The organism is Catellatospora sichuanensis (genome assembly GCF_007483665.1).
In the GTDB taxonomy this organism is placed as follows: Bacteria; Actinomycetota; Actinomycetes; order Mycobacteriales; family Micromonosporaceae; genus Catellatospora; species Catellatospora sichuanensis.
The window spans coordinates 1-12,307 of record NZ_VIQO01000032.1 but is presented as its reverse complement, the minus strand read 5'-3'; the positions used below and the strand labels follow the sequence as shown (position 1 = coordinate 12,307).

At 66.4% G+C, this 12,307-nt stretch carries 11 protein-coding genes; 5 read left to right on the top strand and 6 right to left on the bottom strand.

The window, feature by feature from the left end; genetic code table 11:
• Positions 1-134 precede the first annotated feature (134 nt).
• Positions 135-2,162 (top strand): right-handed parallel beta-helix repeat-containing protein, encoded by a 2,028-nt coding sequence (locus FLL47_RS35295; RefSeq protein WP_186316100.1) that lies wholly within the window; start codon positions 135-137, stop codon positions 2,160-2,162.
• Between the two features lie 1,760 nt (positions 2,163-3,922).
• Positions 3,923-4,819 (top strand): DUF6841 family protein, encoded by an 897-nt coding sequence (locus FLL47_RS44425; RefSeq protein ID WP_246159099.1) that lies wholly within the window; start codon positions 3,923-3,925, stop codon positions 4,817-4,819.
• Between the two features lie 184 nt (positions 4,820-5,003).
• On the opposite strand, the gene FLL47_RS45250 is transcribed toward FLL47_RS44425, so the two are convergent.
• A complete protein-coding gene (locus FLL47_RS45250; protein ID WP_425457789.1) occupies positions 5,004-5,249 on the bottom strand; it encodes a DUF7713 domain-containing protein in 246 nt (81 codons plus the stop codon).
• A gap of 639 nt (positions 5,250-5,888) precedes the next feature.
• Between FLL47_RS45250 and FLL47_RS35280 the strand changes: the two genes are divergently transcribed.
• Positions 5,889-6,113, top strand: a complete 225-nt coding sequence (locus FLL47_RS35280; protein ID WP_425457788.1) for a DUF4193 family protein — start codon at positions 5,889-5,891, stop codon at positions 6,111-6,113.
• 253 nt (positions 6,114-6,366) lie between these two features.
• On the opposite strand, the gene FLL47_RS35275 is transcribed toward FLL47_RS35280, so the two are convergent.
• Positions 6,367-6,684, bottom strand: a complete 318-nt coding sequence (locus FLL47_RS35275; protein ID WP_144127004.1) for a hypothetical protein — start codon at positions 6,682-6,684, stop codon at positions 6,367-6,369.
• Between the two features lie 213 nt (positions 6,685-6,897).
• Between FLL47_RS35275 and FLL47_RS35270 the strand changes: the two genes are divergently transcribed.
• Positions 6,898-7,560: a transposase family protein gene (locus tag FLL47_RS35270; RefSeq protein ID WP_222106350.1), complete on the top strand. Its 663-nt coding sequence runs from the start codon at positions 6,898-6,900 to the stop codon at positions 7,558-7,560.
• Positions 7,561-7,919: 359 nt separating this feature from the next.
• Here FLL47_RS35270 and FLL47_RS35265 read toward each other — a convergent pair whose 3' ends face one another.
• Positions 7,920-8,888, bottom strand: coding sequence for a DUF8189 domain-containing protein (locus tag FLL47_RS35265; RefSeq protein ID WP_144127003.1), 969 nt, complete (start codon positions 8,886-8,888; stop codon positions 7,920-7,922).
• Between the two features lie 473 nt (positions 8,889-9,361).
• Between FLL47_RS35265 and FLL47_RS35260 the strand changes: the two genes are divergently transcribed.
• Positions 9,362-10,161, top strand: a protein-coding gene (locus tag FLL47_RS35260; RefSeq protein WP_246159091.1) for an IS5 family transposase whose coding sequence is annotated in 2 segments (ribosomal slippage) — positions 9,362-9,700 and positions 9,703-10,161 — 798 coding nt in all. Because the reading frame shifts where the segments join, the coding sequence is not laid out codon by codon here.
• Between the two features lie 62 nt (positions 10,162-10,223).
• On the opposite strand, the gene FLL47_RS35255 is transcribed toward FLL47_RS35260, so the two are convergent.
• Genes FLL47_RS35255 through FLL47_RS35245 form a run of 3 tightly spaced genes read right to left on the bottom strand, consistent with a single transcriptional unit; the run spans position 10,224 to position 12,191 of the window.
• Positions 10,224-10,787, bottom strand: coding sequence for a transposase family protein (locus FLL47_RS35255; RefSeq protein ID WP_144127002.1), 564 nt, complete (start codon positions 10,785-10,787; stop codon positions 10,224-10,226).
• A gap of 40 nt (positions 10,788-10,827) precedes the next feature.
• Complete coding sequence (locus FLL47_RS35250) at positions 10,828-11,769, bottom strand: sensor histidine kinase (protein ID WP_144127001.1); 942 nt, start codon at positions 11,767-11,769, stop codon at positions 10,828-10,830.
• Positions 11,766-12,191 carry an STAS domain-containing protein gene (locus tag FLL47_RS35245; RefSeq protein ID WP_186316098.1) on the bottom strand — a complete coding sequence of 142 codons (426 nt, stop codon included), beginning with the start codon at positions 12,189-12,191 and terminating at the stop codon, positions 11,766-11,768. Before FLL47_RS35245 ends, FLL47_RS35250 begins: the two co-directional genes overlap by 4 nt.
• Between the last annotated feature and the right edge of the window lie 116 nt (positions 12,192-12,307).

Here is a 12,307-nt window from a genome sequence, read left to right as displayed (position 1 = left end):
GACTCGCCATCGTCTCGCAAGGTAATCGCACTCAGACGCAGACCTCCAGGTACCGATAGAAACTCTAGAAATCGAGATCATCAATGGCCAGCAGCGCTCTTACTCTCCCCGTCCCTGAGGCTGAGGTTACCGGCGTGGAGCTGCACGTCGCGAAGTCTGGTTCCGACACCGCCGCCGGAACCGCGCAGGCCCCCCTGCTCACGATCGCTGCTGCCGCGGCGCTGGCTCAGCCGGGGGACACCGTCGTCGTGCACGAAGGCGTGTACCGCGAGTGGGTGAACCCGCCGCGCGGCGGTACGGCTGCTGCGCCGATCACCTACCAGCCTGCGCTGGGCGCGGATGGCCTGTTCGAGAAGGTGACGATCTCGGGTGCTGAGGTGATCGGCGACTGGCATCCGCACGCCGGCTCGGCGGGCCGGGTCTGGGTGGCGACCGTGCCGAACTCCCTGTTCGGGTCGCGCAACCCCTACCTCGAGCGCATCGGTGGGGACTGGTTCTTCGACCAGGTCAACACCTGGCACACGGGCGAGGTGTATCTCGACGGCAAGTCGTTGTACGAGTCGCTGACCATGGCCGGCGTCGAGCACCCCGAGGTCACCGTGGACTCGTTCGACCAGGCGGGTTCGCTGCTGACCTGGTACTGCGAGGTGGGCGACGACGTCACCGCGATCTGGGCGAACTTCGGGGGCGCCGACCCGGCGGAGCACCAGATCGAGATCAACGCGCGCAAGTTCGTCTTCTGGCCCGCCGCCACGGGCATTGACTACATTACGGTGCGCGGCTTCACCCTGACGAAGGCCGCCACGCAGTGGGCCCCGCCCACGGCGCTGCAAGAGGGCCTGATCGGCCCGCACTGGTCGAAGGGCTGGGTGATCGAGGACAACACGATCACCGACTCGAAGAACGTCGGCGTCTCGCTGGGCAAAGAGGCCAGCACCGGGCAGAACGAGGCCGCCGCAGGGCCGAAGGGCGCCAAGGGCGGCACACAGCGCGAGCGCGAGGTGATCCAGCGGGCGCTCGCCCTGCGCGGGCCCGCCGCGGGCGAGCCGCACCCGTGGGACCGGGATCACGTCGGCTCCCACACGGTGCGCCGCAACACGATCCGGGACTGCGAGCAGGCCGGCATCGTCGGGCACCTGGGGGCGGCGTTCTCGACCATCAGCGACAACCACATCTCCCGCATCCACGTGAAGCGTCAGTGGCACGGCGCCGAGGTGGCCGGCATCAAGCTGCATGCCGCGATCGACACCGTGATCAGCGGGAACACCATCCATCACACGCACCGTGCCCTGTGGCTCGACTGGCAGGCCCAGGGCACCCTGGTGCGGCGCAACGTCTTCTACGCCTCCACCGCCGAAGACTTCATGGTCGAGGTCTGCCACGGCCCGTACCTCGTGGACTCGAACCTGTTCCTGTCACCGTGGGCGGTCAAGGACATGTCCAGCGGCGGCGCCTACGTGCACAACTACATCGCCGGTCGCATCGCGAACTGCACCGAGCACCAGCGGTACACCCCGTACCACCTCCCGCACTCCACGGCCGTATACGGAGTCTCGAACATCCTCGGTGGAGACAACCGGTTCTACAACAACGTCTTCGTCGGCGACGGCGCGCGCGCCGAGCACACCGAACCGCAGTCGGAATCGACGCTCGCGAGCTTCTGGTCCGGCGCGATCGACATGGACGGCGTGCCCGGGCAGGCCACCTTCGTGCCCACCCCGGTGGGCACCTCGCAGTACGACGCCTACCCGACGGCGCAGGAGTACCCGAACGAGCACGGCAGCGCGATGGCCGGGCCACGCCTCCCGGTCTGGATCGAGGGCAACCTCTACGCGGAGGGCGCCGAGCCGTTCCGCGCGGAACCCGCGGCCATCATCACAGGCGCATCACCCGTGCGAGTCGAGGTGCTCGACACCGCAGCCGGCACCCTTCGCGTCGAGGTGACCCACCCGAGCACCCACGTGGTCGCCCCGGTGACCACCGACCGCCTCGGGACCAGCTACCAAGCCGAGATGGGCTACACCAACCCCGACGGGTCTGACCTGGACCTGAGCGCCGACCTCTGTGGGATCCTCCGAGGTGAGGTTGTGCCCGGGCCTTTCGCCGCATCGGCGCCCGTCACCCGGATACTCGCCGCGCCAGAGCCGGCGGGCCGGCGCTAGGGGTCAGAGCTGCTGCGTGGCGCCTCTCGCGGCTGGTTCGAGCGAGGGGCGCCCTTGCTCGATGGCGCCCTGTGGCGTGAGCTGCATGCTCGGGCGGTGGCGCCAGCCGATGTGGACTTCCGTTGGGACGGCCGACCGCGCGAGGTGTGGGGCTTTCATTCACGATCCCGTGCGACGCGCGAACCTCCGGTTCATCGGACCAACATCGCTCGAACCCAACGCTCAGCCCCGCACGGAGCAGGCTGAGCGCCGTCAGACCCCGCCAACCGCACCCCACGAACCCATGGTGGATCACGACCATTCGCTATCAATCGGCAGGTCAACCGCTATGGCCAACCGCCCTACAGGGGAGCAGTTTTGGGATGTATCCCGCCGGAGAGACCAACCTGCTCCTCAACCGCATTTCCGTTCTTCAGACGCCCTTTGTCTCTGCACGGCAGGGGCCCATGGGGCAGCCCGAAGCGGTTCCGAAGGGGCACCAGCCTGCCCCCTCGAAGGGCTCCGGGCTGGCTTCAGCCGGCAGGAAAGAACTCCGCGAGGTGTGCAACCAGTTCCACTGCTCCCACATAATGCTGCTCGCCGTAGCCGGGACCGCGGCACCCCCAGGCCGAGGGCGCGGGGAACCCCTCGCCGTCCTCTGCGCCCACGTCGTAGCGCTCGGCGAACGCATCAGCGCCGGACTGCCGGGCTGACCCTCGCTAACAGCTCACTGACCGTCTCGGCCTCGCCGCAGTGCCGTACGTCGGTGGCGCGCCGTCTCCGGCATTACCAGCGCGCTCCTCACACCTTCGCCTGCTAGACAGCCCCAGAGGTGGTCACGCCTGTCCACAAACAACACACGTCTCGCCAGCGGCAATCGCGGCCAGATCGACTCCACGACACGTCGAACTCGCATGATCGCGACAACTCCCCCGCGGACCAGCCAGGCCGTCTCACCAGGGCATTTGGTCGACTGTCACGGAGAGGGCACCAAGGGCTGGGCCCATGGTCAACTACAGTGGGCCAGCTCGGGAACGCCCGGTCCATGCGCCTCGCGCGTCTAACCGAACGCTCGTACGTGTAGAAAACCGTGTCTCGAAGAACATCAAAGCCCGCTTCCGGGATCCCAGAAACGGGCTTTGAGCAGGTATTAGACAACGTCGGGCTGGCCGGATTCGAACCGACGACCCCTTGACCCCCAGTTGTTGTAAGGGTCAGCGGTGTACTAGGCAACGTTTGCCGAGGTCACCAGAAGTATAAAGTACGCCAGTCAAGGGGTCTGTGATTGCACCATTCCAGCACCACGTTCGAGCACTTCAGGGCGCATCAGGTATTCAGCATAGCCGATCAGTGCGCGACAAAATAGACAAATTGAAAGGACGTGTCTCACCGAACTGCTGAGTCGCCAATCCTCGGCCCACCCACGTCCACGACCGCGCGGCGACCGGACTAGAAACGCTGTACTAACGCGCGTTTCCCCAGGGATCAGGCCTGCCGACCACCACGGTGTTGACCCAGTCAAGCTGACCAAGTACTCGCTGATGCCGCACCGACAGTGTCGAGCGTCCACTCCACTCCTTGAGACCGGCGGTCCGGTTCATCCGACCGGACAACTGTGGCGGCGGGTGGCTCGCTTCCGCTGCTGTAGGACCGACGGCGCCGACGGTCCGATCGCCCGGTGAGCAGCAGCCCGCCGGTGACCAACGCCGCGGCGTCATCGGCGGGCTGCCGACGACGCACCGCGTTACCCGGGTGTAGGAGCGCATCAGTGTCGCGGGGTCGTGGCCAAGCCGTTCGGCGACCTCATGCACGCTGTAGCCGGCGTCCAACAGGCTCGACACCAGCATGTGCCGGACCTGGTGCGGTCCGAGCACCCGCACGCCCGCGTCGCCGACAGCTTGTTGAACCGGTCGGTGATGTTGTCCGGCCGCAGCGGCGTGTTCGTCCGCCCGGTGAACATGTACACGCTGTCGCCCGCACGTCGCGACCGGCCGAGCATCTTGATCAGGTCAGCCACCGTACGCGCCATCGTCGGCCCCCTCGCTGCCACGGCCAGGGGCGGTCCGTATGCCGGAAACACCCCGGCTCAAACATTGTCCCGAACGCAAGCGCGGACGGTGCCAGAAACCGTCGCCGCCCTCCCAGCCGCGGCACTGAAGGGGACGGGGTGCCGCCTGTATGTCGCGCCGGGCGACCAGGGGCCGGATTCGGGGAGAGGAGTTCCTGCCATGTCCGCACAAGACAGCGTCGAGAGCGAGGTCCGTGGGTGGTACAGCGCCTACTTCGACACGTTCGTCAGCCTCGCGACAGGTCAGCGCGGTGATCTGGACGCGCTCCTCGACTTCTACGGCGTGCCGATGACGATCGTCAGCGACGGCGGCTACCGGGTACTGCCCACCCGTGAGGCGGTACTGCAATTCGCCCACGATGCGATCGACCCGCTGCTGCGCGCCGGGTATGCCGGCACCGACCTGCTGCGACTCGACATCCGACCGCTCGACTCGTACGCCGCCTTCATCGAGGGCCTGTTCTCTCGCCGTGACCGCGAAGGAAAGGAGATCGACCACGCCGGAGCGGCCTACCTCGCCGTGAAGACGGGCGAGGGATGGCGCGTCGCATCGTTCGTGCTCCGGACCGCGGGCCCGCCCGAGCATGCATCGAGCGAAGGAGTGAGCTGAGGTCATGCGCGGCGACAGCCGGGTCGTCGACCTCGAGACATCTCGAGTGGGGAACCTTGTCCGCTACCGGCCCGCCGGTGTCCACACCCACGTCCGAACGACACTGAACGTTCGCCAGGGCGTTGACCGCTGCGGCCGCCAGGGCCTTCAACCACCCTGCTTTGCGCGGCCATAGGTGCCCAATCTATCCGACCGTGGGCGACGGCACGATGCCGCTGCTCCTCGTAGGTTCCGGCTCAGCCCGAAGGTCGACCGAGGGATCCTCGATGATCAGGCGGAAGCGCCGCCCTTCGAAGGGCGCCAGCGCCCGGCCGAACTCTTCCCAGGACATCGACCGTCCATCGACAACTTCCCGATGCGGCCCACCTTCCGGTTCGGAGTCCCGCCTCCCGGGCGCGGGCGCCACGAGCAGCGGTGCCAACGCCGCCATCACCATTGTTGCCAGGCGGAACATGACTTGTCGCGACGGATGTGCCATCGTTGGTCCTCTCAATTCGGTAAGGCCGTCCGGCAGCGCTGAACAGGGTGGACTGGACCTCGTCATCGGGGCGGCACCACCACGCCGAGTACTCCCCCGCATCGCAGTGGCGGGCTGCGCGGCTCGCGCCGAGCGCAGCCGGCCCGGACGTGTCGCCATCGGTCCTGGCCCTTCCCCACCGCGCACAGTCCGGCGCCGACCAGCCGCCGCCGCGTCAACGGCATGACGGATCGCCGGCGGGATGGCTCACGGGAAACCGCGGGCAAAGGGTGTTTAGCTGCGGTAACTTGACGTCGAGGATGCTGGGTCAGGCGTTTCCGGGGGGATGGGCTGGCCCGCCACATACGATGGGGCGGCCCCAAAGGGCCGCCCCATCGGCTCGCATTCTCGTTTCCGCTAGGCGCCAGCCGCGGCTCCGGCGTGGGCGCCGGCGGTGATCATTCGTCAGCAGAGCGATGACGATCTTCAGCCGGTATGCTTCAGCCGAGCGTGCACAGTTGATGGTGCGACCAGAGAGAGGCGCATAAATGGCTACCGCCGACTACGACGCACCCCGCTCGAAGGCATCAGAAGAGGACAGCCCTTGAGGACCTGCGGGCCGGCCTGGACAAACCCCGCACGGATTCCATTGACGCCGATGACAGTGAGATTGCGGCCTCGCTCGAGATGGCCGGCACCGATCAACTCGACGAAGAACTCGTTGTCGCGGTGGTCCCCATCCAATCTGACGAGTTCCGATGCTCGAGGTGTTTCCTGATCCACCACACCAGCCAGCGCGCTACAGCAGGCAAGGACCTCTGCCGAGAGTGCGCCTGATCTTCGACGCGCGAGAGGCAGGCTGCCGACGCACATCGGAACTCACCCCTTGTCCGTCACAGCCGTCCCAGGGTGTTCGCGCTTCCAGGACAAGCTCGCGCAGACGGCTACCATGACAGCCAGAATCGCCGGATTCTCCACGCGCCGGTCCGGCTGGGCATGTCCAGGAGGTTCATCCCGTACCGCCGGCTTCCCCGGGTACAGCCGTGCCGATCCGTGTCCCGTTAGCACGGCTTCAGCCTGCGAGCTGGGGTCACCCGGTGGGGTCGGGGAGGTCTGCCAGCTGACGCAGCAGCGCCAAATGGGCCTTGCTGCGGCCGATGAGTCGCACCACGTCCGCGGCGTTCACCTCGGCCCCGTTTTCGGCCTGCTCGGCGGCCAGCGCCAGCTCTGCCGCGGCAGTGATCAGCTCGGTCGCATATTCGTTGACCTGCCACCAGTGGCCGTCGCTCAGCGCGGTGCTAACGATCTTGTGCGCAATAGTTGACGGTGGCGACTCGTGATCCGATCGCAGATCCTTCTGGATGTCGCGTCGCTGGGCTCGCCGTGTTTTCAGCCATCCGGTGTTCACAGGTATCTCCCGGCATCATCTGCGGCTGGTCCTGGCCGAGGTGGGCCCGGCCTGGGTCGCCGGCCGGGAAGGCCGGCTGCACGCTCGGCGCGGTGGCCGCCGTCGGCGTGCTGCAGGCGCGGGCAGGAGGTTCGCGCTGACGCTGGCTGACCGGGCGGTGATCACCCTCGCGCACCTGCGGACGGGCCTGTCGCATGATGCGCTACAGTAGCGGTGGCATTCGGGGTGGATCGGTCCACCGTCACGCGGGCGATCGGGCAGGTCCGGCCGCTGCTGGCCGGGCGCGGGTTCGCGACCGCGACCGGGGTGCGGCTCCGGACCCTGGCTGACGTGTTCGCCTACGCCGCGGCCGAGGGCGTGACGCTACGGATGGACGCGACCGAAATCAGGGTCCGCCGCCCGCGGGCGGGCCGGGGCGGACGCAAGGCGTTCGTGTCGGGCAAGGCCCGCCAGAACACGATCAAAAGCACCGTGATCAGCGACGGCACCGGTGCGACCCTGTGGTGCGGCACCCACCGCCCCGGCCGGGTCCACGACCACACCGCCGTCCGCATCGAAGGCATCGACGCGCTGCTTGACGCCTACCCCCAGGTAAGAATCCTTGTGGACTCCGGATACCAAGGCCTGGCCAAGAAGCATCCCGGCCAGGTCGAGTCACCCCCGTTGAAGCTGCGTCCAGGGGCCTGGGAGCCCTACCGGATCGCCTACGAGGACAAGCGTAAGCAGCAGTCCAGCCGGCGGATCGCCGTCGAGCACGCCATCGCCGAACTGAAGTGGTGGCGGGTCCTGCAGCGCTTCACCGGACGACGCGAACTCCTCCCGCAAACCGTCGACGCCGTCGCCGCACTGGTTTCCGACCGCACCATCACCTGGTGAAACGCCTAGCGCGGCTCATCACGCGACCTCAACTATTGCGCACAAGATCGTAAGGGCGTGTCTCAATTGGAGGCGGGTGGGCTGAGGCAGGATGTCGTTCCGTGGGCGAGTCGATGATCCGTCTGTGGGCGGCCGGACACGCTGCGGGAGATCGCTGAGCTCGATCCCGCCGGCACCGCGTCGCAGCCAGGGCGGTGGGTGGCGCAGAACTGGCGACTGGGTGGTGCGTGCTGGCGGCGATCGTCTACGTCACCCAGCTAGCCGCGGCTAATGCGGGCTGCCACGCCCGATCCGGGGCCGTTTCCGTCGGCGCGTATCCCCGTCGAGGGAGTCTTTTAACGCTATATCGTTCAAATACACTATATATCGTTAACGTAGATCGCGTTGTTGGTGCCACGTGCATAGAGACGAATCCTGTTGTTGAAGACAGTGGCCGTAAGTCCCGAGAGAGTACGTCCGTTACCTCCGACTTCGAGCCAACTGCCGAAAGGGCCGCCAGTGGATTCATTGCGATAGATCCGGTTGTCTGTACCGACCGCAAACAAATTTAACGTGTTGCCGAATGCTACTGCACACAGCTTGTTCCGAGTCCTTCCGCCACCTTCGACCTCCAACCAGCCAAAGAACGGACCGCCAATCGAGGAGTTCCTATATATCCGACCATCGGTGCCGCACACGAAAAGGTTCAGAACATTATCGAAAACGACGGCGCAAGGCCCGAGGTCGGTCTGGCCGTTAGTCGGGACTCTGCCCCATGAATCGAACGCTCCCCCGCTGGACTTGCACGCGTAAATTTGTTTATTCCTTGTCGCGAACACGTATAGCTGATTAAGAAATACGACGCCACTGACGTCCCAATAAAACTTTTGATCTTGAATCTGCTGCCATTGTCCGAAAGGTCCCCCGCCGGTTTTGTTGTAGTACACTCGGTCATTCGTGCCTCGAATAAATAAATACAGCTCGTTGCTAAATGCCACCGCATTTGGTCCGGTTATGAATTCGACAGCGTCCGAATTGCCAGGTTTATCCAGTTTATCCGGGTCTCCCTGGTCCGCCAATACGGTGCTACCCGCCACTCCGCCGCCTTCTACCTCAAGCCATGAGGTGAAGGGAAAATTGCTTCCCGAAGTATTTCGATAGATACGACGATCGTAGCCAACGACAAACAGTTCCTGATTGCCATTGAAAATGGTTACACTGGGCTCCGTCCTGGTGCGACCCCCGCCGGGAACCTCATGCCAAGCGGGGCCCGTCGGAAGCAGGGGCAGCGCGAGCGCGCCGAGCGTAGCGCCGCCCGCCTGCAAGAGTTGACGGCGGGACAGGTGCATGGTCCATCCTCCTTATGTCAAAACTCCAGCGGTTTTACGTAACCGTTTCCCCGGTTGATTCCGCAGACACAGGACATATCATCCACCTCGCAAAGCGCGGTTGCGGAACCATTTTCTCGTACCAGGCGGGACGACACGTCAGGCCAGGGCGAGGCCCGGTGCCCGTTTTGTGGATCCCGACTACCCCAAACAACGCCGTACTACGGTCTCGGAGCCGTCTTAGAAAACGCGAAGTCGCCCGGGCGGTACCCGCTCACGCCGCGATCCTCGGTCACCACGCCTGCGGAGATCCCATGACCTCCCCCAATTCGGACTATCGAGGCGACGGTTCACCCATCTCCTCTACAGAGGATGGTGTGTGACCACAGTATGGCCCCAGAGACCTTCGCAAGGTCGAGGTTTGCCCGTTTAAGGCCATCTCTCAATTGGACGTGGGCTGGACTGCGGCATGATGTCGTTCCGTGGACGAGTCGATGATCCGTCTGTGGGCGCCGGACACGCTGTGGGAGATCGCTGAGCCATTGATCCCGCCGGCGCCGCGTCGCAGGCAGGGCGGTGGTCGGCGCAGAACTGACGACCGGGCGGTGCTGGCGGCGATCGTCTACGTCACCCAGGCGGGATGTTCCTGGTGGAAGCTGCCCGAGGTCTCCTTCGGGGTCACCCGGGCCACCGCCCATCGGCGCTTCGCCGAGTGGACCGCCGCCGGGTTATGGCTTCGGCTGCACGAGGCGCTGCTCGACCGGCTCGGCGGCGGAGGGCGTATCGACTGGTCACGGGCGGTGGTCGACTCGATCAGTGTCCGAGCCGAAAAGGGGGCGATCTGACCGGGCCAAACCTGGTCGATCGAGGCAAGCCCGGCAGCAAGATCCATGTGATCTGCGAACGGACCGGCGTACCCCTGGCCGTGCTGGCCACCGCGGCGAACGTGCACGACAGCCAGGTCCTGCTACCCATGCTGGACTGCGTGCCCGCGATCCTGACACCGGCCCGCCGCCGACGCTGGCGCCCGGACAAGCTGCATGCCGACAAGGCCTACGACGTGCGCGCCTTGCGCGAAGAGGTACGACGTCGCGGGATCAAGGTCCGCATCGCCCGAAAGGGCGTCGAGTCCTCCAAGCGGCTCGGCCGGCACCGCTGGATCGTCGAGGCGTGCCTGTCCTGGCTGATGCGCTACCGGCGCCTGGTCCGACGCTACGACCGCAAGGGCGAGCACTACGAAGCCTCTGCCGTGATCGCCAGCGCCCTGATCTGCTACCGCCGCCTCACCAAATGAGACACGCCCTTACGATCTTGTGCGCAATAATTGAGGTCACGCGATGAGCTGCTCCGGCCGTTTCACCAGGTGATGGTGTGGTCGGAGACCAGGGCGGCGACGGCGTCGACGGTCTCGGGCAGGAGTTCGCGTCGTCCGGTGAAGCGCTGCAGGACCCGCCACCACTTCAGTTTGGCGATGGCGTGCTCGACCGCGATCCGCTGGCTGGACTGCTGCTTGCGCTTGTTCGCGTAGGCGATTACGTAGGGTTCCCAGGCTCCTGGACGTAGCTTCAACGGCGGTGCCTCGACCTGGCCGGGATGGTTCTTGGCCAGGTCCTGGTATCCGGAGTCCACAAGGACCCTCACCTGCGGGTACGCGTTGAGCAGCGCGTCGATGCCTTCGACGCGGACCGCGGTGTGGTCGTGGACCCGGCCCGGGCGGTGGCTGCCGCACCACAGGGTCGCGCCGGTCTCGTCGCTGACCACCGTGCTTTTGATCGTGTTCTGGCGGGCCTTGCCCGACACGAACGCCTTGCGACCGCCCCGGCCGGCCCGCGGTCGGCGGACCCAATGTTGGCGAAGCCACGGTTGGCGACCTGCATGGAGCAGTGGGTATTGATGTAGCCGGTGATGAACCCTTGCCACAGGTCGCGGTGGGAACCGGTCGGCGCGGCACCGGCACTGCTCAGGCCCGGCGGTGCAGGTGGATGCGGGTGCTCGTCCCCACCGCGGTGGTGTGCACGCGGACCAGGTCGCAGAGCTGGTTCACCAGCAGCAGTCCTCGGCCTCCGTTTGGGGCGTGTGCCGGTACCGGGATCCGCCCGGTGAGGGGATCGCTGAGGTGTCCGCTGTCGGTCAGTTGGCAGATGAGGTGGTCGCCGTGAACCCAGAGGGCGAGTTCGCCGGTGCCGCCGCCGTACTTGATGGCATTGGTGGCCAGTTCGCTGACCGCGATGGTGAGGTCGGTGATCCGCTCGGTTGTCAGCCCGGCCCGGTGGGCGTGCCCGGCGACGAAGCGGCGCACGGCCGCCAGGGTGTAAAGGTCGACGGTGATGGTCGCCGCGTCGGCCGGGGGGTCGGGCAGTGGCAGGTTGAAGCCGGCCGCGACCGCGACCGGATCGTCGTAGTGGACGCTGTCGAAGCGGCGGGTGGCGTCGAGCATGACCGGGTGTGTCTTGTATGCGTCGGCGATCCACGCCGGGTCCAGCAGTTCGGTGTTGTAGGGGCACAGGATCGTGGCCGGCCGGCCGTTGAACGCGGCGTTGATGAGAGCTTCATGCTGGGCGCAGGCGGGATACTCGTCTTCGCTGCGCCCGGCCCAGATGGGTTCGCCGATCAGGCGCACTCGCCGTCCGGGGTGGGCGTTGGCGAAGGCGAGCAGGACAGTGGGAATGATCCGGCCCGGGTTGCGGCCGGCGACGGTCATGTCCTTCAGCAGGACCTGCTCGGCGTCGGCGCCGAGAGCGTCTGCGATCAGTCGCAGGTTCGCGCCGGGCACGGCCACCGCGACCGGTTCTCCGGCGGCCAGGCCGTCACGGATGAAGGGCACGGTCCCGGCCAGGTACTCCTCGTCGCTGCGGTAGAGCAGCGCCGGGTGGACGAACTCTTGCACGGAAACGGTACTCATGCGACCACCTCCGTCCCTGTTCTGCTCGTACCGGGCTTGGCGTGGGTCAGCCGTATCTTACTCAGCTGCGTGAGGCCCAGCCGGTCGAGAACAGTCTCCACCGCAGGCTGGGCTCCGGCGAGGTGTACACCGGCCGGTGCCCGCAGGGCGAGCTGGCCGAGCAGCGTAGCGGTGGCGGCGTCGGCGAACCACAGGCCCGCGATGTCGATCAGGATCGGGGCGGCGGGGTCGGGCTGTCGGTCCAGCACGGCGTCCAGCGCCGCTGCGAGCGCCTGCTGGTTGCTGAGGTCTGCCTCGCCGGTCAGCCGCAGCCCGTAAGGATGCCTTGTGCGGCGGATGCGCAGCAGCGGCGACCAGCCGGCCTCGGCGCTGCTGCCGGTCGACGCCGGGTGCGCGTGCGTCACCTGGCGCTGAGCTTCCACCCCAGGACCGGACACCGGGGTTCTCACGCTGCGAGGGCGTGGTCGTGACGATACCCGAGGCGGACCTCGGTGGGTGTGCGGTATCCGAGGGTGGAATGTAGACGGTTGGCGTTGTA